This is a genomic window from Primorskyibacter flagellatus (assembly GCF_900176485.1).
In the GTDB taxonomy this organism is placed as follows: domain Bacteria; phylum Pseudomonadota; class Alphaproteobacteria; order Rhodobacterales; family Rhodobacteraceae; genus Primorskyibacter; species Primorskyibacter flagellatus.
Window position 1 is genome coordinate 30,931 of record NZ_FWYD01000012.1, and the last position, 23,031, is coordinate 53,961.

The following is a 23,031-nucleotide window of genomic DNA, read 5'->3' on the forward strand; positions in this document are numbered from 1 at the left end:
TTAGCAGCCGAAACCCGGGCGGGCCAGAGAGCCGATCTCGACACTGCCACCGGCAATGCGAAGCGCCACTCCATTGCGATCCTGCATCAGGATATCGCCATGTCGCTCCAGCAGCATTGCGCGTTCTTCGTCCGGCGCGCCTTGCATTCCGCCCGCGAAATGATGGCCGTTGCGTTCAACGTCCCGCACACCGCAGGCCGACATCATCGCCGCGTCCTGAAGCCAGCAGATGCCGGGCTGACAGGTCAGGTCTTCGCCCGAGAGGATCGCCCCCGCCACTTCGGCGCGTGCCTTGTTGATCAACGCCCTGAGCACGCCCTTGCAACTCTTGATCGAAGTCCCGGACCAGCCGAGGGCCAGGGCGCGGGCAAAGGCATCCTCTGTGTCGTCGCTTTCGTCGATGATCAGTGGAATCGAAGCCTCGACGGGCGCGGTCAGGGCGATCTCGCGCGGGAAGGGTTGCTCCACGAAGCGGACCGCGGAGAAGAAGCGCTTCAGCGTTGCATCCTTGGCCAGCGCGCTCAGGAAGGCACCGAAATCCCCGGGCGCATATTGCTCGTTGGCGTCCAGCGTCACCGCATAGTCACCGCCCTTGTCCAGCAGCCCGGCGATGTCGCACAGACGACGATGATCGGCATCCGGGTCGCCCTTGAGCTTGATCTTGAACGCCGAAACGCCGGTGTCCTCGATCACTTCGTCCAGCGACACCGGCCGCCCGTCTTCTGGGCGGTCCCGCCCGACATCGGCCTGCCGCAGGGGTGCGTCAAAGCCGACGGTGTGGCGCAGGACAAGCGCTTCTGGCGCAGATATCGAGGCCAACGACCGAGACAGGTCGGCAGGCGACAGATCGTTGGGGCAGCCGCTGACCAGCCCGAAGACATCGTCACGCGCCGCCTTCCAGAAAGGGAGCCGCACCGCTGTGCAGATCGCATCGATCACTGCCATCTCGACCAGCGCGGGCCCGAAACACCGCGCCAGCGGCGGGGTGTGCGGCAAGGCCCGGTCCAGGCCGTCACGCAAGGCGCGCGTCACGTCCAGCGCGGTGCCGCGCAATCCCGGGGCCCCGGCCACGGCGCTGTCTACGACCCCGCGCAATTCATCAATGGTGTCGGCATTGCTCATCTCCGCGCTCTTGTTGAACCAGCGCGGCACCATGAGCTGTGCCGACCGGCCCGTGACCCGCGTGCCGCTTACCTCGATCTCGACGCGGGCATGCGCCTCGGCGGTTTCGCGGACCTCGGTGCTGCCGAACTGGAATGGCAGCCGCATGGAGACGGGACGTTCCGACCAGGTGGCCGATAGGATCGTGAGTGTTGTCATGCACAGGCCTTTTCACAAGCAATCAGGGTGGCAATTGCGGTGGCGGCGGTGACGCGCGCGTCGATCAGGGTACGGAATGGCTCGACGCCCACGGGCCGGTTCCAACCGGTGTCGACCAGTGCGGCGACGATCTCGGGAAACGGGTCATCCCCCATTCCCGGCGCGCCGCGATTGGTGTCGTTGGCGTGGATATGCCCGATCAGGCCGGTCGGCACCCATTGGCGGATCAACTCGGCCACCGGCGGCTCGGTCTGGCCCGCGGCGCTGATGTCGATCATGGTCTTGAAGGCCGGACTGCCGATGGCCCGTGCCAGCGCCGCACCCTGCGCCACTGTGTTGATGGTATTGTCCTCGGCGCGCGATAGCGGCTCGATGCAATAGGTCACGCCCGCGCGCTCTGCCGCCTTTGCCACCGGCGCGAAAAAGGCAGCCAGATGGGCGGTCAGCGCGACATCATCCATTCCCTCCGGGCGCAGCCGTTGCTTTGGCGATCCGTGGATCAGGACATCACCGCCGAGCGCGGCGCAGAGCCCCACCAGCTTGACAAGAATGTCCTGCGTCCTGCCCTGCCGTGCCGGATCGGTGATCGAGAGGTCGGGATAGCCGCTGAGCAACCAGTGCAGACCGGTGATGCGGAGGCCCTCGGCCTCGATCACGGCGCGAAGATCGGCAATCGCCTGCGCACTTAGGTCATGCGGCGCGTCGCCCAGCGTGGCGGGTGCCAGTTCCAGCCCGCAATACCCCAGCGCGGCAGCAACACGCGCCTGTTCGGCCAGACTGCGGCCCTCATTGGCGAGCAGCTCGTTGCACAGGGTATACTCAAGCATTCAGGCGCGCTCCGATCCAGCGGAACGGTGCCAGCGTCACGCGCCGCACCGCGGGCATGTTCATCGCGATGGACAGAACGATTACCGCCACGAAAGCCGCCGACACCGGCCGCGTGAAGAACGGTGCCAGATCGCCATCGCTCAGCGTCAACCCGCGCCGCAGGCTCTTGTCCAGCAGGTCGCCCAGGATGATGCCCAGCACCAGCGGTGCCATCGGATACTTCATCTGCCGCAGGACGAACCCCGCCAGCCCGAAGAACACCATGATCCAGATATCAAAGATCCGCTGGCTCAAAGCGTAGGTGCCAATGACGCAGAGCACGAAAACCACCGGCATCAGATAGCTGTAGGGCACGCGCAGCACCTGCACGAAGGCCTTGGTCAGCGTGAGGCCGTAGATCGCCATGAACAGCGTCGCGATCAACACCATGGCACTGATGAGCCCCACGAAATGCGGCTGTTCAATCATGATCAGCGGCCCGGGGCGGATGCCGTGGATAAAGAGCGCCGCGATCAGAACGGCGGACGAGGCCGAGCCGGGCACCGCCAGCGTGATCGCAGGGATCAGCGAACCGGGCACCACGGCGGAATTTCCGGTCTCGGCGGCGATCAACCCCTCATGGCTGCCGTGGCCGAACTTTTCTTTTTCCTTCGAGGTTTTGCGCGCGGCGGCATAGCTGGCCCAAGCGCCGATATCTTCGCCGACGCCTGGAATGATGCCGACGATGGTGCCGATGATGCCAGAGCGCGCGATGGTGAACTTGTAGCGCCACAGATCGGCAAGGTCAGGGATGGTCCGGTCGCTCTTGTCCTTTTTGGCGACGACTTCGCCGGCCTTGTTCCACATCGCCGTCAAAACCTCTGCAAAGCCGAAGGCACCGACCATTGCCGGTATAAGCGCAATGCCTGCGTTCAGATCCCCTACCCCAAGGTTAAACCGCACATGCGCGTGGATGCCCTCGGAACCGATCATCGCCACAGCCAGCCCCAACAAGCCCGCAATATAGCCCTTGAGCGGCGTGGTGTCGGCGGTCAACTGGCCGGAAATCAGGATACCGAAGACCGCCAGCCAGAAGAACTCGAAACTGCCGAAGTTCAGCGCGGCCTCGGCCAAGGGCGGTGCGATCAGCACCAGCATCAGAACGCCCGCAATCGTCCCCAGCGCCGATCCGGCAGTGGCCAATCCCATCGCGTAGCCTGCCCGCCCCTGCTTGGCCAGGGGATAGCCGTCAAGCGACGTCGCCGCGCTGGCCGGCGTGCCGGGAATGTTCAACAGGATTGCACTACGCGACCCGCCATAGATCGCGCCGACATACATGCAGATCAGAACAAAGATCGCGGATGTGGAATCCAGCGAATAGGTCAGCGTGGTCATCAGCGCCACGCCCATGGTCGCCGTCAGTCCCGGTAGCGAGCCAACCACGATGCCCAGAAGCGTCGCCCAGGCCGCATGAAACAGCATCATCGGCGTGAGCAGTGTGCCCAGCCCGGCAACCAGATCGCCCAGCCCGCTCATGGCAGCCGCACCAGGAAAAGTTCCTGAAACAGAAGCGACGAACCCAGCGCCACCCCGACGCCCAGCACCAGTGCCCCGGCGACCGCGATCAGTTGCGTCCGTCTTTCACCATCCAGCGGGAAAGAGAAGATCAGCGTGAAGCAGACGGCAAAGACGAAGGTCGCCCAGAAATACGGCAGCCAGCCGACCAGCCCCAGCGCATAGACCGTGCAGATCACCGTGGTGATCCCCAGCCGCCCCCAGGACCCGCCCGAAAACACCGGCGCGGCGTTGCGTTCTTCCGGCTTGTAGGACGACCGGTACAGCAGCACCGCGCAGATCGACAGCAGCACGCCAAGGATCATCGGCACCAGGCCCGGGATCGACGCCGGGTGAATCTGCCGGATCTCCAGGCGGTCCATGGTGTAGCCGCCGACCAGAAGCGCCAGACCGAGCATGAGAAACAGGATAGCGGTAAGGCGGTCCGCCAGGGCCATGTGCATGGTATCACCTATCTGTGGATCGAAATTGAAGCGTAACAGCAGGACGTTCGGGCGAAGCCAACAGACCTCGCCCGAAGTCTGCGTTTATTCCGCGGGGCAGTCGATGCCAATTTCCGACGGATCGACAACCGCCTCGCCGCGGGTCACACGGGCACAGGCCTCGGCGATCACCACCGGCATCGCCTTTTCGAGCGCGGCCTCACCATAGCTGGGCGAAAAGACCGCGCCGCGGTCGGTCGCATAGGCCTTCAGCGCTTCGCTGTTCATGACGTGGTCCTCCCAGACCTGGTCAACGGTGTCATAGACCTCTTGCGGGGCACCCGCGGGGATGAATACGCCGAAGTAATCCGCGGCCACATGGAAGTCGGGCATGAAGTCGGTGATCGGCGGGACCGGGTCGATGCCCTCGACCTCAAGCGCCGTATCAGAGAGCACCGCCAGCGCGCGCAACCGTCCGGCGCGGATCATCTCGGTCTGTTCCACCGCAAGCTGGGTGGTGACCTGCACCTCACCCGAGGCCGCGGCGATCACTGCGGGGTTGCCGCCGTCATAGGTGATCATCCGCGCACCGGACAATTCGCTCTCGGCACCTTCCTTGATGGCCGCAAGCGCCATGCCACCCGAGGAGTTCACGCCGGCTGTACCGACCGTAACCGAGCCGCTTTTCATGGCTTCCAGCAGTTCCGGGAAGGTCTGATAAGGCGCATCCGCGTTGACGCTGACCACCGGCACGTTCGCAACGTGCAGGTAGATGCGATAATCCTCGATCGACGTGTCCTCGATCAGCCCGGTCACCGAATAGGTGGCATTGTTGGCGATAGCGTTCGCGGTCCAGGTATAGCCGTCGCGCGGCGCGTCCAGCGCGGCCTTGGTACCAGTGGAGCCGGACGCACCCGTCTGGTTGACCACCACGACCTCGGTGCCCAGAGCCTCTTCGAGGATGGGGGCGACGACGCGGGTGACCTGGTCGGTCGACCCACCTGCCGACCACGGCACGATGATGTTGATCGGACGATCCGGGTTCCAGCTGTAATCCTGCGCTGCAAGCGGGCCGGCAAACGCCGTGGCCGCAGCGACAATGGCGATCCTTGAAAGGGCTGACATGGTATCTCCTCCGTTATCTACTGAACGGTAGGTTAGGGAGCAGACCTCCGCCTGTCAAACGTTTTGGTGAAACCTGTTTCTCAATTTTGTGTCAGATCGGTAGTCGCGCGGCATGGCGGATCGCGACCGGAGGAACGCACTCGCACCCCCTCGGCGGCGCCGTCGATAAATCCTCGATTTACAAGAGATTCTGTCGCCGACCAGACTGCGGAAATGGGCCGTCAGCGATCCGATACCAGGGCTGGATAGGTGTCGATCTCCGAGACCCGTGCAATGTCCGCGGGCTACACGCTGTCGCGCGCCCAAATATTCATCCAAGCCAGCGTGTCATCGGTGTTGCCGCCGGGTTTGTATTCCGCACCAAGCGGCGCATCATAGCCAAGCCGGCCTGCGACTTCAAATACATGGTCGTAGTTGATCTCGCCATGATCGGGTGCACCGCGATCCGGGACGGAGGCGAACTGGATATGCCCGATATACGGCAGGAGCACCTCGATCCGGTGGCTCAGGTCGCCTTCCATAAGCTGCACATGATAGCAATCGAACATCAGTTTAAGGTTCGGGGCACCGACGGCTTCGATGATCGCCAGCGCCTGATCGGTCGTCGTCAGGAAATAGCCCGGCGCGTCATACCTGTTCAGCGGTTCGATCAGGATGGTGATGCCGTGGGGGGCCGCCTGGGCGCAGGCGTAAGTCACGTTGTCGAGGAAGGTCTGATGAGCATCGTCCCTGTCGGCGAACCCTGCCATGACGTGAATATTGGGCGTACCGATGGCCGTGGCATAGGCGATTGCTTCGTCGATGGCGGCCCGCGCTTCGGCCTTGCGCCCGGGGATGGCGGACAGGCCATTGTCACCAGCGCCAACATCGCCGCGCCTTGTGTTCAGGCCCAGCATCGTCAGCCCGGTTTCATCAAGCGCCGCTTTCACCGCTTCGGCAGGCTCATCGTAGGGCCAATGGCATTCCACGGCGTCAAAACCGGCCACCTTGGCGGCGCGAATTGCCTCCGGCAAGGGGCGGTCATTCCACAGAAACCCCAGATTGGCAGAAAATTTCATACATCCCACTCCACATCGAATTTCGTGATCAGCGCCTGAACCTGACCCTCAGTCAGGGCGCGCGGGTTCAGGCCGCGCGTCAGCATCGCCAGGCGCGCGGTGTCTTCCAGTTCCTCGATGGCGTTGCAGGCCGCCTCGATGTCCTTGCCGGCAACCACCGGACCGTGATTGGCCAGCATCACCGCTGTACGTTTGCCGGCCAGACCGCGCACGGCTTCTCCCATCGCCGGATCGCCGGGCAGGAAAAAGGGCAGGAGCTTGACACGGCCCAGCTTCATGATGCCGTAGGGCGTGAGCGGCGGTAGGAAATTGTCTTCGTCCGCGTCCGGCATCAACGACAGCGCGACCGCGTGACAGGAATGCAGATGCACCACTGCGCCCGCGGAACTCCGCGTGTCGTAGAAGGCGGTGTGCAGGGGCATTTCCTTGGTCGGCATATCTCCGTCCACTTGCCGGCCGCGCGCATCGAAACGGCTCAGCCGGCCGGGATCGAGCCGGCCAAAACTGGTGCCAGTGGGCGAAACGAGAAGACCGCCATCCTCTGTCCGGGCCGAAATATTGCCGGTGCTGCCGCCGGTCAGGCCGCGGTCGAACATGGACTTGGCCAAAAGGCAGATCTGTTCGCGTAAACGGGCTTCCTCGCTCATGACACCAGTCTGTCCTGTGCGTCTGTAAAGAAGGTCTCGGTCCCGAAGTTACCGGATTTCAAGGTAAGCGCAATCTGGCGCCCGCCGGACTCGCAATAGGTCCAGGGCACGCCCGGAGCAATCTCGGGACCAATGTCGAGCTGGCTGACGCCGAGCGCCTTGGTGACCGCGCCGGAGGTCTCTCCGCCCGCGACGATCACCCGCCGCGCGCCCGCATCCCGCGCCGCCACCGCGCAGGCTGATAGAGTTGCCTCGACGATTTCTCCGGCCCCGGCGACGCCCAGCCTTTCCTGCGCAGTGCGCACGCTTTCTGGATTGGCGGTGGCATAGATCAGGGGGGCTGCGCCGAGGTCCTGCACCGCCAGCCACTCGAGAACCGCGCGCGGCCCGTTTTCGGCCAGCGTCAGTGGATCGAGCTGAAAGGAAGGAACGCCGCGACCTAAGTAATCGGAAACTTGCCGGTTGGTCATGGCAGAGCAACTGCCCGAAAGCACGATTGTCTTGGCATCAAACTGCGGCCTTTGGGTTTTGGGAGCATCGGCGGCAAGCGTACCGTCGGCAAGATAAAGCGCAGGCAGGGGCATCGCGACGGCGCTGCCTCCCGTCAAGAGCGGCATGTCGCGGCAGGCCTCGGCGATCACCGCCAGATCTTCATTTGCCACGGCATCGACCACGATATGAGCCACGCCTTGCGTCTTCAGGGCATCCATTTCCTCCCGCAACGCCTGCGCGCCCCTAGCGACCGTCAGCCGGTTGGCCAGCCCAACAGTTTTGGTGACCTGTGGCTCCAGAAGCCGCATCAGATTACTGTCGCGCATCGGAGTCAGCGGGTGATCCTTCATGGAACTTTCCGCGAGAGGCTGTTCGCCGACGAAGAGATTGCCCATAAAAATGCTGCGGCCGTTTTCGGGAAACGCCGGACAATAGATCGTCTGATCGGTGCCCAGATCGGCCATCAATGCCTCGGCCACTGGACCAATATTGCCTCGTGGGGTGGAATCGAAAGTCGAACAATACTTCCAGAAGAACCGCTGCGCCCCGGCGCGGCGTAGCCAGTCCAGCGCAGCCCGTGTTTCTGCCACCGCTTCCTCCACCGGCGCAGTTCGGCATTTCAGCGCGATGATTTCAAACGGTGCGGAACCTTTCGGTGCCGTGTCTGGAATGCCGATGCGCAGCGATACCGCCAGCCCAGAGCGTGCAAGCAATCCGGCCAGATCCGTGGCTCCGGTAAAATCGTCGGCAATGCAGCCAAATACGGTCGTCATTCGTTCAATCCCCAAAAGATGTCGCCCGTCGGTTGCAACGGGCATTGACTGCGCGATGCGCGGGTCAGGTCAGCGCATCCTCGAAGGCGGTCGAAAGCCGCGCAAATTCCGCGAAGTCGGCGGAGCCTGCCTGAACTGGCTCGGGCATAGTGCTTTCGCTGCCAATGAGCGTTTTCAAACCGTCATGGAGCGGCGGCAAAACCGTCTGCGGAATAACCGTGGCACCATGCCTGTCAGCGTGGACAAAAACTCCCTGCGCCACCGGCATACCGAAAACTTCGACTGGCTGATCTATCTCTCGCACATGGACGAAACCGTGACTAGGGTCGATCCCGCCAGCCAGTATGGGAAATCTGTCAGGCAAATCGGTCATGTCGCGGACAATGCCATTGGTCTGCGCCTCCGGCGCGCGGATCACCGGGGACAGCGTCATGGAAAGCTACAGTGCCAAGCGTCACCCCGCCCACCATGCCTTTACCCAGCAAAGAGAACCATGTCTTGCTGGTGCGCCCCTGCCCGGCCCGGCAGAGACGCTCGAAATGAACCCCGCGCGACATGTCTTCGCGTCCACCTAGACCACGCGGCTGGGCAACGCCGTGCCCATAAAGAACGCGTCGAGATTGTCGGCGGCGAGGTGCCCCATGGCTTCACGCACCTCGCGGGTCGCCGATCCGAGATGCGGCAGCAGTGTCACGTTCTCCAACGCCCGCAGCGCCTCTGGCACCTCCGGCTCATTGGCAAAGACGTCGAGCCCGGCCCCGGCAATCCGCCCCTCGGCCAGCGCCGCGACCAGCGCCGCCTGGTCGAGACTGTCGCCCCGCGCGGTGTTGATCAGGTAGGCCTCGGGCTTCATTAGCCCGATGTGATCCGCCGTCACCAAGGGTGCCGCACCGCCGCCGGGCACATGGATCGACACCACATCCGCCGCCGCCATCACCGCGCCGATGCTCTCGAGCCTCTGCGCTGTGAAGGGCAGATCGCCGATCTCCGAGCGGTTGTAATAGACGATCTCCATCCCGAACCCTGCTGCCGCCCGCGCGGCGGTGGCGCGGCCGATCCGGCCCATGCCGATGATCCCGAGCACCTTGCCCTGGATGCTGCGACCGAGGCCCCCGACAATGGAAAACCCGTCCCAACGCCCCTCACGCAGTCGCTTTTCCGCCGCATAGGTCCGCCGGGTGGCCGCCAGAATGAGCAGCAGCGCGAGATCGGCGGTGGCATCGGTGAGCACATTCGGCGTGTTCGACACCACAACACCCGCCTGCGTCGCCGCGTCCACATCGATGTTGGAATACCCGACACCCACATTGGCAACGATCTGCACCCTCCGCCCTTCGGCCTGAAGCATCTCGGCCGTGATCCTGTCACTGACCGTCGGCATCACGGCGTCATGTTTGCAGAACGCCGCCGCCAGCGCCTCGGGCGAGAGCGGCCGATCATCCGGGTTGAAGGTGGCGTCATAGGCCTTGTCCAGCCGCGCCTCGACCGGTGCCGGTAAACGTCGCGTCACCAGAAGGCTCGGCCGCGCACCGCCGCTCATGTCCGGGCCGCCTCGAACTGCGCCCAGACCTCCTCCAGCCGGTCAATGTCGAAACCGGGCTCCCGCGCCGGGCCGAGCACGATGCTCTCGCTGGCGATCACCGTCTCGATCGCCTGCTTGAGATCCGGGATCACCTCTTCCGGGATCACCACCGCGCCGTGCCGGTCGGCGTGTATCAGCTCACCCTGGGCCACCCGCATCCCCATTATGCTGACCTCTTTGCCGATATCGACCACATGCACATAGCCATGGCTTGGCCCGATCGATCCGGCCAGCACAGGAAATCCGTCATCGATCACGTCGAGATCGCGCAGCACGCCGTTGGTGACCGCGCCGGCCAGCCCCAACCCCTTGTGTACCGCCACATGCACCTCGCCCCACCAACCGGCGATGCAATTGGGGTAATCGACATCCTCGACGACCGCAGCCGTCGGACCCTCGCCCCCTGCCATGGCGCGGAAATAGTCCATCCGTCGCGCGCGGATCACCTCGGGCGCCTCGGTGGGCGGTGCCAGCCCGGAGATCCGCGCGGTGCGGGCGAAACCCACGGTCGCCGGATCGCCGGGTTTGGAATGCTGCATGGTGCCGCGCGTAAAGCGGTTGAAGCCACGTTTGCCCTGCGCCACTTCGATGGCATTGCAAACCGTGGGCGTGTCGAGCTTGCGCAAAAGTGCCAGCAAGTCGTCGGGAAGTGCAGTGTCAGTCATGCGTTCTCCTCCAATTGAATGTCTGTCTCGCGGCCGGCTCAATCCGCCGTCCAGCCGCCCTCGATCAGCAGCGAAGTGCCGGTGATCAGCGCCGCCGAGATGCATCGCGGCGATTACTCCGGGGTTCGGTTCGCCGTTGAACGGCGGGGTGCAGGCGACGATGCGCGGCACACCCGCCACCTTGGCCGTCGCCACGGACATATGCGCCGATGCCACCATCGGGAACTTGCCGCCGGGAACATAGCAGCCCACCGATTGGACGGGAATGTTCTTGTGACCCAAGATGACGCCAGGCAGGGTTTCGACCTCGATATCCAACATGGAATCGCGCTGCGCCTGGGCAAAGGTTCTGACCTGCTCCTGTGCGAATTTGATATCGGCCAGATCGCAAGGCGAGACCTTGGCGATAATCGCCTCGATTTCCGTCAACGACAGGCGATAGTTTTCACGGTCGTAGCCGTCGAATTTCACCGCCAGCTCGCGCACCGCTGCGTCGCCGCGCTTGAGATAGGTGATGGTCATGTCGGAAACGCCCCTCGTGTGATTTCTAGAGATTAGGTGTCAGGGATGTGGCCTCGTGATGCACTCTGGCGTCACAAGGCCACCCTATGGCTTCGCACGGTCAGGCTGCTTGCGAGCTGCGGGCTTGGTGCGCCCCTATCGCCTGCCGCGACAGCACCACCAGCCCACCGAAGACCAGCGCTGCGGTAAGCGTCGCCCACCAGGGCGGCATCAGCGCCAAGACCACAGGAACCGCCCAGAGAAGCCGTGAAAGCCCGCCCCAGGGCAGCCGGGCACCGCCCAGCAGATGCGCGACACCGAGGGCAAATACCGCGCCTGATAGCACTGCACGGGCAATGTCCTCGGCCCCGCCGCCGCCCAGCATGCCGGGATAGGCAAGGAACAGCATCGGCAGAGCATAGGCCGTGGCTCCGAGCCGCAGGGTCTCCATCGCAACCTTCATCCAGGGTGCCTGGGCAATGGTGGCGGCGACGAACACCCCGAGGCAGACCGGCGGCGTGATCACCGAGAGTGCGGCGTAGTAGAGCACGAACATATGCACCACCAGCGGGTCGATGCCCTGCTGGATCAGCGCCGGGGCAAAGACCGCAGCGACCATCACATACGCCGCCGAGGTCGGCAGCCCCATGCCGGCGATCAGGCAGACCACTGCCATCAGACCGGCAATCAGCCAGATCTGCCCCTGTCCGATGGCCAGAACTGCCGAGGTGACCGCCACGCCGAAGCCAGTCAAGTTGATCATCGCCACGAAGACCTGTGCGCCGACCAGCAGGATACCGACGATGACAACGCCCTTTCCGCCCGCCTCCAGCGCGCGCAGGATGATGCCAAAGACGGCGCGCGGGTCCTCACCGGCAGCGATCCGCGCCACCAGCACCGCCACCAGCATGGCGATCATGCCGTAGCACGCCGTCAGTTCGACAGAATTGCCATTGATGACGCCAAATCCTAGCCCCCCCAGTGCTGCCGCGATCGGAGCCAGCCGGGTAAAGCTCATCGCCCCGCGCCAGTCCGGCAGGTCCTCGGCGCTGACCGCGCGAAAACTCTGGCGGCGGGCGATCACATGCACTGTGGCATAAATTCCAAGATAGAAGAGCAACGCAGGTACCACGCCGGCCAGCGCAATCGACCAGTAGTTTACGCCGACCAGTTCTGCCATGACAAAGGCGGCAGTGCCCATGATCGGTGGTGCCAGCTGCCCCCCGGTCGAGGCAATGGCCTCCACCGCGCCGGCGTAAGCGGGCGGGTATTTCAGCCGCTTCATCAACGGAATGGTGAAATTTCCGGTGGTTGCCACATTGGCTACGGTCGAGCCGTTGATAGCGCCGAAGAAGCCCGAGGCAAATGTCGCGATCTTGGCCGCGCCGCCGGGCCGTGCCCCGCCAAGACGGGCCGAGAGGTCAAAGAAGGTCTCGCCCGCGCCGGTGTGCAGCAGGATCGCGCCGAAGAGCACGAAGGCCGCCAGCGTCGTCGAGGCCACATTGACCAGCATCCCCCACAAACCGCGGTCCGACAGGAAGATGATCTCGGTCAGATAACCAGCGTCAAAGCCGCGGTGGCCGAATTGCCCGGGGATCAGGTAGCCGAAGAAGGCATAGCCCACCGCGCTCAGCACGATCAGCGGAAACACCCAGTTCGAGGTCCGTCGCGCCAGCTCCAGCACGCAGACCAGCGTGCCGAACCCCATCACCATGTCGCGGGTCGTGGCCCAGGGCAGATCCGTCATGATGGTTTCGTAATTGCCGATGATATAGACCCCCGAGACCGTCACCATGGCGACGATCGCGGCATCGATTGCCATGCCGAGCGGCCGCCAGCGGCTACCCTCGAACAGCGGGTTCATCAGCACCGCGAGCGCGACGATGGTCATCACGAAGAGAGACCGCTGCACCAGCGACTCGAACGGGCCGTTGAACGAGGTGTAGAACACGAAGGCGCCGAGCAGCACGGCGAGCCCGGCAATGCTCACCTGACGGAGCTTGGTTAAAGACGGGAGTTTGGGCATCTCGGCACCTTTGGGCAGAGGACGGTCCAGACGGGGCAGCGGCACGCCACCCCGCCCGCATCGGTCGGTCGCGTTACTTGAGGTGGTCCGGCACGGTCAGGCCGATTTCCTCGTAGTAGCGGATAGCGCCGGGATGCAGCGGGCTGGTGGCATATTGCAGTGTCAGCTCCGGCAGGTTGTTGCCCTTGACCGCCGGAAATGCCGCCTCCTGCTCGGCCATGTTTTCCATCACCGCGCGGGTGATGTCATAGGCGGTCTGATCATCCATGCCCGGGCGTGCAGAGACGCCGATCATGAAGCCCCAGACGGTATAGGAGCCAGAGTTTTCCATATCACCGCCCGGCATCTCGACGATCGATAGTTCCGGCAGGGTTTCACGGATCTTGGCTTCTTGCGCGTCGTCGACACCCAGCACCTGCAACGGCGTGAAGGCTGCGATATCGGTGGTCAGCGCGTCAAAGGAGGTGCCAACCGCGCTTTTGACAAAGCCCTCGGACCGGTCATCCTTGATTGCATTGGCTTGTTCGCCGTTGGTCCCGCGCACCCAGTCCGGCGTGATCTCTAGCAGATCGAAGACTTCAAGCGTGGTCGCCTCGGTTGACGAGCCGCGCATTCCGGGGCCGAACTTCTGACCATCCAGCGCTGCAAGCTCGGTGATCCCGGAATCGCGGCGCACCACGACGTTCTGCGGTGCCAGCGAATAGGCCCAGAGCAGCTTCGACTCAACCGGCCGGCCATCGAAGGATTTGACGCCGTTATAGGCGTGATAAAGCGTCGAGGTGGTGATCAGTCCGATGTCAAGTTGGTCACGGGCCATCCGTTTGAGGTTGTCGACCGTGGCACCGGTTTCCACCACCGAGGCCTGGTAGCCATCGGGATAGGCGTTGTTCACGATCTTCGCCAGCGAGGCGAAATATGCGTAATGCGCGCTTTGCGAATTGGTCGCGCCAAAGGCGAGCCGGGTTTCCGCGGCCGCCGGCAGGCTGGCGGTCAGCCCGGCCATCGTGATCGCTGTTGACGAGATCAGTGTAGTGAATTTCATGTCAAACCTCCCTTGCACAGGAATCGCCCAACAATCAGGCGTCTGTCAGCGGAGGAGCCATAAAATCCAGCGTCAGTGCAAGGCCTGCCAGGCTTCATGAAATTTTTTCATCAGCCGCTTTCGCGTTCCTGCATCGCCCCCTGAAGCACCCGGATATCCCCCGTTGCGAGCGTCGCCTCGGTGCTGGTGAGGATGTCGACCGCCTGCCGCAGCATCCGCCTCAGCGGCTGGCGCACGGTGGTCAGCCGGTAGGCCTCCCATGAGGCCATGGGTATGTCGTCAAAGCCGATCACGGCGATATCCTCCGGCACCGAGACCCGTTTTATCCGCGCCGCGTCAAGCAGCGCGATGGCCATGATGTCATTGGCACAAAACACCGCGTCCGGCAGCGGCCGCCGGGCCAGAAGCTCCTGCCCGACGCGAAACGCCTGCTGGTAGTCGAAACCGCCATCGTATTGTTCGACAATGGCCGTGCCGGCCTCTTCAAGGTGGTCACGAAAGCCGCGCATCCGCTCAAGATGGGTCGAAGTATCACGCCGCCCACCGACAAAGGCGACCCGTTGCCGCCCTTGGGCTAAAAACCGCTTCGCGATCTGCCGGGCTCCGCCGTAGTTGTCGCAACAGACCGCCATCATGTGGCTGTCGAACTGCACGCGGTTGAGCAGCACCGCCGGCATGCCATTCGCTCGGCACGAGCGCGCCAGCTGCGAGGTCATCGTCGAGCTTGCCAGAATTACGCCTTCGGTGCGAAAATCCAGCACCTGTCGCATGATCGTGTCGACCTCATCGGCGGACGAGACCACGTGCACGATGGCGCGCAGCCCGCGCTCGGGCAATTGCCGCACCAACTCGTCCACCGTGCCGGGGTAGAACGGATTATGCAGTTCGCTGACCACCAGCGCGATGGTATTGGTCGATTGTTGCGAGAGCACCTTGTCGACGCTGCTGACAAAGCCCAGCTCGCCTGCGGCGGCAAAGATCGCCTTGCGCTTGGCCTCGGTAATCGAGGCATCCGCCCGATAGGCCCGCGACACTGCCGAAACCGACACCCCGGCCCGTGCGGCCACATCTTTGGCAGTGATCTTTTTCATGCTTCCATCAGTAACCTGATTTCGGATGGCTGTGAAATATTTTCACCTGCGAACGCGGTGCGGATTTTTGCCAGATACACCATGTCCCGCTGTCGCGTTGCCCTTAATCTGGGACGCGAGGCGTTTGGCGGAACTTTGTGCCGTTAATTTCAGGATTCTGGTGTCATTGGGCCTCTGTTTTCCGCACGCCGTTGCGCGTTGTGATCAACCGCACCAAGCAGACGATATTTCTTCTCGAAGGCGCACAACATTGCAACCCTTGCGTAGTCGTCGGTACCGGCGCTGAGGATAGCTGTTTTGGCTAAGCGCCCCGCACGACCTGCATCACCGCAGCGGCTTGCATCATGTCGTAACCCATGCGCCAGCGCTTGGTGAAGGTGATTTTTTGATGGGATTTCGTGCGTGGGATTCCGGCGGTGTTCGGCCATCGGCTCCCTCCAAATCAGATTACGGGCCTCACAGCTTAGAAAGCCCCTTTTCCACTTTTAGGATGCAATGGAGGCTTGAACGGTTGGTAGGAAAATAGGCGAAGACCGACCAACAACGGCCGGGTTCAACCGACTGTCCGGGATCCGGCGGAAGGATGAGGGCCCAAGACGTCTTAGACGCACCCATCATCCTGTATGCCAATTTATTCAAAGGGTGCGCAGCCAAGTCGCAAAGTCATCTTCGCTCGCATGATCCGATGCCAGATCTTCCATCATCCGGACACCAATCTCCGGATCAGGCCGGACTGCAATGCCATTGAGCCGCAGGAACGTGAACGCGGCCACAAAAGCTGTGCGTTTGTTACCGTCAACGAAGGCATGGGCTTTGGCGATGCCAAACGCATAGGCCGCGGCCAGTGCATAGGCATCCGGGCCTCCATAACCCGCTGCGTTTTTTGGGCGATCGCAGGCCGCTTCCAGAAGCGTAGGATCGCGGGTGCCGGGCGCGCCACCATGACGCGAGATCTGGCGGTCATGAATAACATGCAATGCGGGCAATGGCACCCAGACCCATTTGCTCATGCAAGCGCCTGGAGCAGATCACGGTTTTCATCCATGACATCTTCGGCTGCCGCGAGCGCTGCCTGCAATTCAGGATTTTCCGTCATCAGTTTCAGCCCGCCATCATCCGTGCGTACCGCATAGAGCGTATCGCCCTCCTTGGCATCAAGCAGGGCAAGCATCTCTGTGCTAAGAGTCACGACAGCGGAATTGCCGACTTTGCGGATCTTGGATTCTATCATGGGAGGCCTCATGGGTTATACAAATGTATATACGAAAGCGGCGTTATTTGTCAAGCAAAGGCGAAGCTCAACGTCACGGGTGCCGCGAGCTTGCTCTTGTCGTCTTCCTTATAGTCCGGGATCGCCGACCAGTCTCGGCAGCGGTGGAGTTACCGCACTATCGCTTCGTTGATCTCACTGGACGTAAAGTCGAAGACCGTAAGCTCCATGTATGCTGGGAAGCGCGACTTTGGTGTGATAGGCGGCGCGGTAGAGGTAAACCCGCTCGCTTGTCACTTTGATGTAAGTCTAGTCCATGCGCCGTGATCGGCCGATAGGGAGCCGGCCGGAATCATTGAAAGGTCAACCATTGCGCCAGTGCGCCTTGACAGGCAGCATATGCAACAAAGTCCGCCGTGACCGGAATCTTCGACTGGACAACTTGGTAAGGTCCGTTAAAAAAAATAGTTATGGGCGCAAATCGACCGAGGCTAACGCCCCTAAAACCAAACCAAGAAGGACAGACATCACGAAACGAAGAGTAATGGTTTTCGCGACTGCAACTGCATTTGTCTCTCTTGCCGGCTGTGTCGAAGACACGGGTTCTTCGGCAGGCGTTGCGCCCGGTCGTGCAACTCTTGCGCAGGTTGAGCAATCTTGTATCGCGCGTCTGGCAGCACAGTCTCAGGTTTCCGCAAGCGCCATCACAGTCACCGACTCCACTGGTTCGAGCGAGGGAACTGCCGTTTTCCTAAGCAACGCAAACGGCGCGCCATGGGTTTGCCGAGCTGACGGAGCCGGAAACATCACGGCTCTCGACTTTCAAGGCGAAGGCTAACACAATACCAAAAGAGGGAAGATTTTTATGAAACATCTCTTAAAGGTAGCTGTAGGCATTGCTGCGGCAGTGGCGTTGGTTGGCTGCGTGGAAGACACCGGGTCATCCGCAGGGCAGCCTGCTGTTGGAAGCGTGAATGACCTCAGTTCCTTCGAAGGCGCGCGCGCCGGACAATCTGAACTGGGTATCCAGAATCTCGGCTATCAGCCGGCCAGGACAGAAGGTCTGACCACCTATTGGCTCAATCCCTCGACCGGCGCCTGCGCCCGGATTGTCACGTCGGACGGCAGATATTCGTCGGTGACGATGCTGCCAACGTCGGATTGCTGAGAAATCAATCCATGGCATGACGAGTTTTAACTCTGGTCGCCCTTGTCCACGCGACATCTGCATGGGGCACGTATCGGCACCTGCAAATAACTGATTGTGCGGGCGTCCGGAGTGTTTTTTCCAAATGAGGGATCCTTGAAGTTCCTTGGCCTCGTGGTTCATCGGTTAGAGCGAACCGAACAGCGCCGCGTTGAGCCCACGCCGGATCGGTGGTTGACCGATCCTGATACAATATGCAGCAGATGCAGAACGCTTGTTTCGGCAAAACCGGGCTGGCTTCGGCATGTCGCGAATGCCCAGGCTGGTTAGGGCAGCTTGAGATCGTTCATGTGGAAACCTGCCGACTTGCTTGGTCAGCTACCGGCGTTCGGTGTGATTTGACAATTCTCGCGAGCGGGGATGTGATGCCCGCCGGATATCTCTGATAAAGGATGACTACACCGTGCCAGAGTGTTTGCGTTCCTCACGGGGCATAATAGCGGTCCTGGCTTCGGGAGCGCTGGTCGCTGCGGTCGGTTCCGCTCATGCCCAGGCCTTGGATGCAACGGGAGCGATGCTTCCCGAAATCGAGGTGAGGGGTCGGGGTTGGGACCAGTTGCGCAATCCCGACGAACTTCTGGAATTCGCGCTCGCGCTGGTCGAAACGACGGTATTGGCCGCTGGAATCGCATTTCATCCGGTAAATCTTGCCACACGTCGGACCAGAGCAGATTTTGACGCACCGCGGGATTTGTTTGTTTATGCTCTCATCGGCATGATCGTCGGATTCCTGATCATGCATCATGGGTATCTAATCGGGTTCGTGCTCTTTGGCCTTGGGGGATTATTGCGTTTCAAGTCCGTGATGGTTCGGCTGATACGATGCGCCTGATCCTGGCGACGCTGGTCGGACTATGCGTTGGGTTGGATCTGCCGGTCGTGGCGTTGATCGCGACGGCCAGTGCATGGGTCGTGATATATGTGTTTGGCGGCCCGGCAAATTTCGAGTTGGAAGTGCGGTTCTCCGACGAGAGCGCAATTCTGGACGCCATGCTGGCGCTGCGTGAAAGACTGTCGGAACGCGGGTTCAGGACCGTTGCAATGAGCAAGATAAAGTTCAAACCCATCGTGAATTACGTCGTCACCGGCCCCCGCGGGTTTCGCCGTTCGGCGCTCGAACGCGAGATGTTGCAGATGCAGAACGACAAATGCGGGATTGCTGACTGGCATGTTGACTGAAGCAGAAAGATGATCAGCACCCTGGTCAGGCGACGTGTCTTTGCGCTTGTCACGATGGGGATATTGGCGGTGTTTTTGTGGGCCGCAACTGTTGTCGTTAATGCGGCTGACAGTCGGGAAACAATGGTCCTGCGTTTTGCCGACGCCAGAAAAATAGCAGATCGCAGCAATAATTTCACCGAGGTTTCGGGGCTCAGTCTTGCCCGGGACGGCGGGTTCTGGGCGGTGAGCGACGACACCGCACGGCTTTTCAGCCTGGATGCGAAAGGAAACCTGCACATCCGGTCTTCGCTGGATGCAGAGAGCGGCATGGAGGGGGTGGCGCTCGATTTGGCGAGAGAGCGCATCCTTGCTGTGCGCGAAGATACCAGCGAGATTCTGGCAGTTTCAGACGATGGGCGTCTGACGCGACACCCCGTTCTGGCGATGGATGGGGCAAGTGGCCTTGCGTCGCATTTTTCCCCTGAGGACGTCAATGACGGTCTCGAAGGCATCACCGTGAACCCAGATACCGGGGCGGTATTCATGGTCAAGGAGCGTGGGCCGAGGCTGTTGATCGAAATCGGGCCTGACCTAGATGAAGTACGGCGGATCGTGCATTTGACCGGTTCGACGGGGTTCACGTCCGATCAGGCGGACGACGATCATCTGGATGGGTCGGGACTGGCCTGGGACAGTCGGCGAGAAGGTCTGTGGATTACCAGCGACACGGGAAAGACGATTTATTTCTTCGACTTCGACACCATGCAAGCCAGGGGCTGGGCGTTGATGTATGAGAACTCGGGAAAGCTGCGCCGGGTGCCGAATGCGGAGGGCGTGGCGGTGAGCGTCGACGGTGAGACGATCTTCGTCGTAACAGACGATGACCGGAATTCTCGACTGCTGACATACGAAATCGACTGAAGTTTCCAGGTCATTTGACCTGAGCCCCGACTTTCCACAATGCGTCCGCGCCCGGGCAGAAAATGTTATATGACCAGTTCGTCGTAGATCTCGGCCCTCTCCCGCGAAATCCAGAAAGGTCGGGGCGAAATCGACGTTGCATACGATGTCGTCGCTGACCGTGCTTGGCGCGGATAGCGGATAAGAAACGATTCTTCGTACATGAACAGCTTGTCTAGCCAGTCGAGAAGGCACCCCACGCTTTCTTCGATGGACGCGATCAAGCGCAGATAGCGCTGGTACTTGAACCGCCCCGCTCCTCCTGACTGGAAAGGATGAAAACCTCCGCGGTGTCCCTGTTGATCAGACGCAAACCCGAGACATCTTCGGGAAAGGGTATCCGACGGGTAGTCGAATGGTCCTTGACCCGCTCATCGACCTCGGCACCGCCTTCGAGCTAACTGGCCCGAGATCGGTAAAATTCATGTCGCCCTTGATCCGCATGGTGGCCAACGCCGTGCCCGGCGCGCTTGCCCAAAACAAAGACGACAAATATGAAAACCAGACCCGCAGACTCTCGTTATGAATGAGGGAGCCTCGGGGGCAGGTCACCCCGAAAACAAGTTGGCAGTATCTAACAGGAAAATATGGTGACGGCGTTCTGCACCCTATGCTGTAGACTCCACCTCTGCGGCCCGCGCGGTGTGGGGATTACCTTATAAAATAGCAGTGTTATAAAGAACGTTACGCATACGTCGTCGAAGTGGAATTTTGCTCTGAATAACGTTCATCCCCCACTGCTTAGATCGTATCACTCTTGGATCGCCAATGAAACACTCGAAGATTACTCGCTTCGATATGCGGCGCGTTCCTTCCGAAAATGGTCACCCTCTGTCATAGCCAACACCGCCCTTGGCGGAATTTCATTTCTAGCGCTTGAAGCCATCGGTGGCGCGATTACGCTGAGCTATGGTTTTGCGAACGCGTTTCCTGCCATCTTACTGGCGATTGTGTTCATTTTCATCTCCAGCTTTCCGATTGCCTATTATTCCAGTCGTTACAATATCGACATGGACCTGCTGACCAGAGGCGCAGGGTTCGGGTATGTCGGCTCGACAATTACCTCGCTTGTCTACGCCACTTTCACCTTCATCTTCTTTGCGCTCGAAGGCGCGATCATGGCTCAGGCCCTGCTGCTTCTCGCAGGTATTCCGCTCGTTCTTGGCTATCTTATCTCGTCGATCGTCATCATCCCGATCACTTTCATGGGTGTTACGATGATCAACCGCGTTCAGTTGATCAGCCAACCAATATGGGTTGCGATGCAGTTGCTGCCGTTTGCCTATATTCTCTACGAGGATCCGGAAACCATTCAGCGTTGGACCGGATTTGTGGGGGCGCAGGCCGGCGGAGATCACTTCAATCTGTTGTCGTTCGGTAGTGCGTTGGGGATCTTGTTCGCCCTTTCCATCCAGATCGGTGAACAGGTGGACTACCTTCGATTCCTGCCCGACAAGAACGAAAAGAACCGGGTCAGTTGGTGGATGGCGGTAATCTTTGCAGGCCCTGGCTGGATTCTGGTCGGCGGGCTGAAGATTCTGTTCGGCAGTTTTCTTGCGGTGTTGGTCATTTCGGTGGGGCTGCCCAGGACAACCGCACTGGAGCCCGTCCACATGTACCTTCAGGCTTATGAATATGTCAGCGCTGATCCGGGGATCGTGCTTGTGGCGGCAACGGTCTTTGTCATCATTTCGCAAATCAAGATCAATGTCACCAATGCCTATGCTGGGTCACTGGCTTGGTCCAACTTTTTTTCGCGGGTGACATTGTACCATCCAGGACGCGTTGTCTGGCTATTGTTCAATATTATGATTTCGCTCTTGCTGATGATGTTGGGGGTTTTTGACACACTCGACGTGGTGTTGGCGATCTACTCGGTCATCGCGGCAGCATGGGTAGGGGCGATATTTGCCGATCTGGCGATTTTGAAACCGCTGGGGGTCAGCCCCTCGTTCACCGAATTCAAACGAGCGTATTTGCCCGATTTCAACCCGGTCGGATGTGGCGCGATGGCATTGGCTTCGTTGGTCTCTTTTGTCGTTTTCGCGGGTTTTTTTGGTGAGCTGGCTCAGGCCTATGCCGCACCTTTGGCGTTTGTTATTGCGTTGGTCACGGCAGTCGTGATCGGCATCGCAACACGCGGACGTTACTATATTGCGCGCCCGTCCGTAACGTTGCCCGGACATGAGCAGGCAACCATCCAATGCGAATTATGCGGGTTCGCGTATGAACGCCCTGACATGGCGCATTGTCCGTTTTATCAACGCCCGATCTGTTCGCTGTGTTGCAGCCTGGAATCCCACTGTCACGATATTTGCAAAGCACCCCAAGCCGCAGGGGATACGGGTTCTCGGCTTCGATTCGGTAGGTTGAGAAACAAGATTGCCCCCAATACGGTCAAACGACTGGTCAAGGCCGCAGGCGTTTTTCTTGCCCTGACGGTGGTGGTCGCAGCCGCGATTTTGATCACCTATCGCCTGATCGAGCCGCATCCTGAAACCACACCCCTGAACAGTGGTTTTATCCTGATTGGTGTCTTCTTGGCCTTGCTGCCTCTGCTGGCGGTCGGGACTTGGTGGATCGTGCTCTCGCACGAAAGCCGCGAACTGGCAGAACGAGACTTGTTGACCTCTATGGAGAAACTCGCGAAGGCGCAAAAAGATCTGGCCGCAAATGAACGGCTGGCCGCCATCGGGGAGGTGACAGCGACTGTCAGTCACGAATTGAGAAATCCATTGGGGACTTTGGTTAACTCCGCCGATGTGCTGCGCCGCTCGGTGACCGGGAAAGAGACCGAAACTCTGACTGAATTGGACCGATTGCAACGCAATGCCTGGCGATGCGTCAAAATCATAGATGACCTGCTGGACTTCTCGCGCAATTATTCCTTCCATGCGGCGGAAATCGAACTGGATGGTTGGGTAACGCGGACACTGGGGGACATAGACCCTGCCATGCGCGAGCGGCTTGTCCTTGACCTCCGGTCGGAGGGCACAATTCTTGCAGACAGCGAGCGGTTGAGACAGGCTTTCGTGAATATCCTGAATAACGCGTTACAAGCCACTGACCTGGGCAGGGAGGATGCTTCGATCACTGTCTCAACGTACGTTGATGATGGCGAGGTTGTTCTGGACGTGACTGATAAAGGAGTGGGGATGACAGACGACATCCAGCTGCGGATATTCGAGCCACTATTCAGTACCAAGGCTTTCGGCGTCGGACTGGGTATGCCCCTGGTCAGACGCATCGTCGAGCATATGGATGGAAAGGTGAGCGTCGTCAGCAAACTTGGTGTCGGAACCACGATACGGTGTCGTCTGCCGCTGGTAGGGACACTTAAAAAATGACGGCAGGTCCGCGCCGGATC

General features: G+C 60.8%; 24 protein-coding genes and 1 pseudogene. 7 read left to right on the forward strand and 18 right to left on the reverse strand.

Annotated features, from left to right (window positions below):
- The 9 genes from B8991_RS13940 to B8991_RS13980 all read right to left on the reverse strand — a co-directional run bounded on the left by B8991_RS13940 (position 1) and on the right by B8991_RS13980 (position 8,652).
- A complete protein-coding gene (locus tag B8991_RS13940; protein ID WP_084353608.1) occupies positions 1-1,320 on the reverse strand; it encodes an enolase-like domain-containing protein in 1,320 nt (439 codons plus the stop codon).
- On the reverse strand, positions 1,317-2,147 hold the full coding sequence (locus tag B8991_RS13945) for a sugar phosphate isomerase/epimerase family protein (protein ID WP_084353609.1): 831 nt from the start codon (positions 2,145-2,147) through the stop codon (positions 1,317-1,319). Before B8991_RS13945 ends, B8991_RS13940 begins: the two co-directional genes overlap by 4 nt.
- The gene (locus B8991_RS13950; RefSeq protein ID WP_084353610.1) at positions 2,140-3,663 is read right to left on the reverse strand and encodes a tripartite tricarboxylate transporter permease; all 1,524 of its coding nucleotides are present in this window, start codon (positions 3,661-3,663) and stop codon (positions 2,140-2,142) included. The genes B8991_RS13945 and B8991_RS13950 overlap by 8 nt, the downstream gene beginning before the upstream one ends.
- A complete protein-coding gene (locus B8991_RS13955) occupies positions 3,660-4,145 on the reverse strand; it encodes a tripartite tricarboxylate transporter TctB family protein (protein ID WP_084353611.1) in 486 nt (161 codons plus the stop codon). The genes B8991_RS13950 and B8991_RS13955 overlap by 4 nt, the downstream gene beginning before the upstream one ends.
- An 84-nt stretch (positions 4,146-4,229) precedes the next feature.
- The gene (locus B8991_RS13960) at positions 4,230-5,249 is read right to left on the reverse strand and encodes a Bug family tripartite tricarboxylate transporter substrate binding protein (RefSeq protein WP_084353612.1); all 1,020 of its coding nucleotides are present in this window, start codon (positions 5,247-5,249) and stop codon (positions 4,230-4,232) included.
- Between the two features lie 284 nt (positions 5,250-5,533).
- A complete protein-coding gene (locus B8991_RS13965) occupies positions 5,534-6,307 on the reverse strand; it encodes a hydroxypyruvate isomerase family protein (protein WP_084353613.1) in 774 nt (257 codons plus the stop codon).
- The gene (gene otnC / locus B8991_RS13970) at positions 6,304-6,954 is read right to left on the reverse strand and encodes a 3-oxo-tetronate 4-phosphate decarboxylase (RefSeq protein WP_084353614.1); all 651 of its coding nucleotides are present in this window, start codon (positions 6,952-6,954) and stop codon (positions 6,304-6,306) included. Before otnC ends, B8991_RS13965 begins: the two co-directional genes overlap by 4 nt.
- Complete coding sequence (gene otnK / locus B8991_RS13975) at positions 6,951-8,219, reverse strand: 3-oxo-tetronate kinase (protein ID WP_084353665.1); 1,269 nt, start codon at positions 8,217-8,219, stop codon at positions 6,951-6,953. Before otnK ends, otnC begins: the two co-directional genes overlap by 4 nt.
- 64 nt (positions 8,220-8,283) lie before the next feature.
- Positions 8,284-8,652 carry an RraA family protein gene (locus tag B8991_RS13980; protein WP_084353615.1) on the reverse strand — a complete coding sequence of 123 codons (369 nt, stop codon included), beginning with the start codon at positions 8,650-8,652 and terminating at the stop codon, positions 8,284-8,286.
- Here B8991_RS13980 and B8991_RS21505 point away from each other — a divergent pair.
- Positions 8,651-8,794 carry a hypothetical protein gene (locus tag B8991_RS21505; RefSeq protein ID WP_179141499.1) on the forward strand — a complete coding sequence of 48 codons (144 nt, stop codon included), beginning with the start codon at positions 8,651-8,653 and terminating at the stop codon, positions 8,792-8,794. The genes B8991_RS13980 and B8991_RS21505 overlap by 2 nt on opposite strands.
- Here B8991_RS21505 and B8991_RS13985 read toward each other — a convergent pair.
- The 9 genes and pseudogenes from B8991_RS13985 to B8991_RS22390 all read right to left on the reverse strand — a co-directional run.
- Complete coding sequence (locus B8991_RS13985; protein ID WP_084353616.1) at positions 8,791-9,759, reverse strand: NAD(P)-dependent oxidoreductase; 969 nt, start codon at positions 9,757-9,759, stop codon at positions 8,791-8,793. The genes B8991_RS21505 and B8991_RS13985 overlap by 4 nt on opposite strands.
- Positions 9,756-10,988, reverse strand: coding sequence for a histidinol dehydrogenase (locus B8991_RS22240; protein ID WP_328588509.1), 1,233 nt, complete (start codon positions 10,986-10,988; stop codon positions 9,756-9,758). The genes B8991_RS13985 and B8991_RS22240 overlap by 4 nt, the downstream gene beginning before the upstream one ends.
- A gap of 100 nt (positions 10,989-11,088) precedes the next feature.
- Entirely contained in the window at positions 11,089-13,038 is a 1,950-nt protein-coding gene (locus B8991_RS14000) for a TRAP transporter permease (protein WP_235866633.1), read from the reverse strand.
- A gap of 28 nt (positions 13,039-13,066) precedes the next feature.
- Positions 13,067-14,035, reverse strand: coding sequence for a TAXI family TRAP transporter solute-binding subunit (locus tag B8991_RS14005; protein WP_084353617.1), 969 nt, complete (start codon positions 14,033-14,035; stop codon positions 13,067-13,069).
- Positions 14,036-14,145: 110 nt separating this feature from the next.
- On the reverse strand, positions 14,146-15,126 hold the full coding sequence (locus B8991_RS14010) for a LacI family DNA-binding transcriptional regulator (protein WP_084353618.1): 981 nt from the start codon (positions 15,124-15,126) through the stop codon (positions 14,146-14,148).
- 149 nt (positions 15,127-15,275) lie between these two features.
- A complete protein-coding gene (locus B8991_RS21130; protein WP_143514606.1) occupies positions 15,276-15,554 on the reverse strand; it encodes a hypothetical protein in 279 nt (92 codons plus the stop codon).
- 207 nt (positions 15,555-15,761) lie between these two features.
- Entirely contained in the window at positions 15,762-16,136 is a 375-nt protein-coding gene (locus B8991_RS14015) for a type II toxin-antitoxin system death-on-curing family toxin (protein ID WP_084353619.1), read from the reverse strand.
- Complete coding sequence (locus tag B8991_RS14020; protein WP_084353620.1) at positions 16,133-16,357, reverse strand: AbrB/MazE/SpoVT family DNA-binding domain-containing protein; 225 nt, start codon at positions 16,355-16,357, stop codon at positions 16,133-16,135. Before B8991_RS14020 ends, B8991_RS14015 begins: the two co-directional genes overlap by 4 nt.
- A gap of 65 nt (positions 16,358-16,422) precedes the next feature.
- Positions 16,423-16,500 (reverse strand): annotated as a pseudogene (locus B8991_RS22390) (DUF6927 domain-containing protein); the annotation flags it as partial.
- Between the two features lie 701 nt (positions 16,501-17,201).
- Here B8991_RS22390 and B8991_RS14025 point away from each other — a divergent pair.
- From B8991_RS14025 to B8991_RS14050, 6 genes are all read left to right on the forward strand, one after another.
- Positions 17,202-17,504 (forward strand): hypothetical protein, encoded by a 303-nt coding sequence (locus B8991_RS14025; RefSeq protein ID WP_084353621.1) that lies wholly within the window; start codon positions 17,202-17,204, stop codon positions 17,502-17,504.
- Between the two features lie 553 nt (positions 17,505-18,057).
- Entirely contained in the window at positions 18,058-18,375 is a 318-nt protein-coding gene (locus tag B8991_RS14030) for a hypothetical protein (RefSeq protein WP_084353622.1), read from the forward strand.
- Complete coding sequence (locus B8991_RS14035) at positions 18,366-18,722, forward strand: hypothetical protein (RefSeq protein WP_084353623.1); 357 nt, start codon at positions 18,366-18,368, stop codon at positions 18,720-18,722. The genes B8991_RS14030 and B8991_RS14035 overlap by 10 nt, the downstream gene beginning before the upstream one ends.
- A 9-nt stretch (positions 18,723-18,731) precedes the next feature.
- On the forward strand, positions 18,732-19,625 hold the full coding sequence (locus tag B8991_RS14040) for an SdiA-regulated domain-containing protein (RefSeq protein WP_084353624.1): 894 nt from the start codon (positions 18,732-18,734) through the stop codon (positions 19,623-19,625).
- A gap of 394 nt (positions 19,626-20,019) precedes the next feature.
- On the forward strand, positions 20,020-20,190 hold the full coding sequence (locus B8991_RS21510; RefSeq protein WP_179141500.1) for a hypothetical protein: 171 nt from the start codon (positions 20,020-20,022) through the stop codon (positions 20,188-20,190).
- 424 nt (positions 20,191-20,614) lie between these two features.
- The gene (locus tag B8991_RS14050; protein WP_218673228.1) at positions 20,615-23,011 is read left to right on the forward strand and encodes an ATP-binding protein; all 2,397 of its coding nucleotides are present in this window, start codon (positions 20,615-20,617) and stop codon (positions 23,009-23,011) included.
- Positions 23,012-23,031 lie beyond the last annotated feature (20 nt).

Excerpts from the sequence above, each read along its gene's own strand:
- B8991_RS13940 (WP_084353608.1), bottom strand. The coding sequence starts at position 1,320 with ATGACAACACTCACGATCCTATCGGCCACCTGGTCGGAACGTCCCGTC.
- B8991_RS13945 (WP_084353609.1), bottom strand. The coding sequence starts at position 2,147 with ATGCTTGAGTATACCCTGTGCAACGAGCTGCTCGCCAATGAGGGCCGC.
- B8991_RS13950 (WP_084353610.1), bottom strand. The coding sequence starts at position 3,663 with ATGAGCGGGCTGGGCGATCTGGTTGCCGGGCTGGGCACACTGCTCACG.
- B8991_RS13955 (WP_084353611.1), bottom strand. The coding sequence starts at position 4,145 with ATGCACATGGCCCTGGCGGACCGCCTTACCGCTATCCTGTTTCTCATG.
- B8991_RS13960 (WP_084353612.1), bottom strand. The coding sequence starts at position 5,249 with ATGTCAGCCCTTTCAAGGATCGCCATTGTCGCTGCGGCCACGGCGTTT.
- B8991_RS13965 (WP_084353613.1), bottom strand. The coding sequence starts at position 6,307 with ATGAAATTTTCTGCCAATCTGGGGTTTCTGTGGAATGACCGCCCCTTG.
- otnC (WP_084353614.1), bottom strand. The coding sequence starts at position 6,954 with ATGAGCGAGGAAGCCCGTTTACGCGAACAGATCTGCCTTTTGGCCAAG.
- otnK (WP_084353665.1), bottom strand. The coding sequence starts at position 8,219 with ATGACGACCGTATTTGGCTGCATTGCCGACGATTTTACCGGAGCCACG.
- B8991_RS21505 (WP_179141499.1), top strand. The coding sequence starts at position 8,651 with ATGGAAAGCTACAGTGCCAAGCGTCACCCCGCCCACCATGCCTTTACC.
- B8991_RS13980 (WP_084353615.1), bottom strand. The coding sequence starts at position 8,652 with ATGACGCTGTCCCCGGTGATCCGCGCGCCGGAGGCGCAGACCAATGGC.
- B8991_RS13985 (WP_084353616.1), bottom strand. The coding sequence starts at position 9,759 with ATGAGCGGCGGTGCGCGGCCGAGCCTTCTGGTGACGCGACGTTTACCG.
- B8991_RS22240 (WP_328588509.1), bottom strand. The coding sequence starts at position 10,988 with ATGACCATCACCTATCTCAAGCGCGGCGACGCAGCGGTGCGCGAGCTG.
- B8991_RS14005 (WP_084353617.1), bottom strand. The coding sequence starts at position 14,035 with ATGAAATTCACTACACTGATCTCGTCAACAGCGATCACGATGGCCGGG.
- B8991_RS14010 (WP_084353618.1), bottom strand. The coding sequence starts at position 15,126 with ATGAAAAAGATCACTGCCAAAGATGTGGCCGCACGGGCCGGGGTGTCG.
- B8991_RS21130 (WP_143514606.1), bottom strand. The coding sequence starts at position 15,554 with ATGGCCGAACACCGCCGGAATCCCACGCACGAAATCCCATCAAAAAAT.
- B8991_RS14015 (WP_084353619.1), bottom strand. The coding sequence starts at position 16,136 with ATGAGCAAATGGGTCTGGGTGCCATTGCCCGCATTGCATGTTATTCAT.
- B8991_RS14020 (WP_084353620.1), bottom strand. The coding sequence starts at position 16,357 with ATGATAGAATCCAAGATCCGCAAAGTCGGCAATTCCGCTGTCGTGACT.
- B8991_RS14025 (WP_084353621.1), top strand. The coding sequence starts at position 17,202 with ATGAAACATCTCTTAAAGGTAGCTGTAGGCATTGCTGCGGCAGTGGCG.
- B8991_RS14030 (WP_084353622.1), top strand. The coding sequence starts at position 18,058 with ATGCTTCCCGAAATCGAGGTGAGGGGTCGGGGTTGGGACCAGTTGCGC.
- B8991_RS14035 (WP_084353623.1), top strand. The coding sequence starts at position 18,366 with ATGCGCCTGATCCTGGCGACGCTGGTCGGACTATGCGTTGGGTTGGAT.
- B8991_RS14040 (WP_084353624.1), top strand. The coding sequence starts at position 18,732 with ATGATCAGCACCCTGGTCAGGCGACGTGTCTTTGCGCTTGTCACGATG.
- B8991_RS21510 (WP_179141500.1), top strand. The coding sequence starts at position 20,020 with ATGGTCCTTGACCCGCTCATCGACCTCGGCACCGCCTTCGAGCTAACT.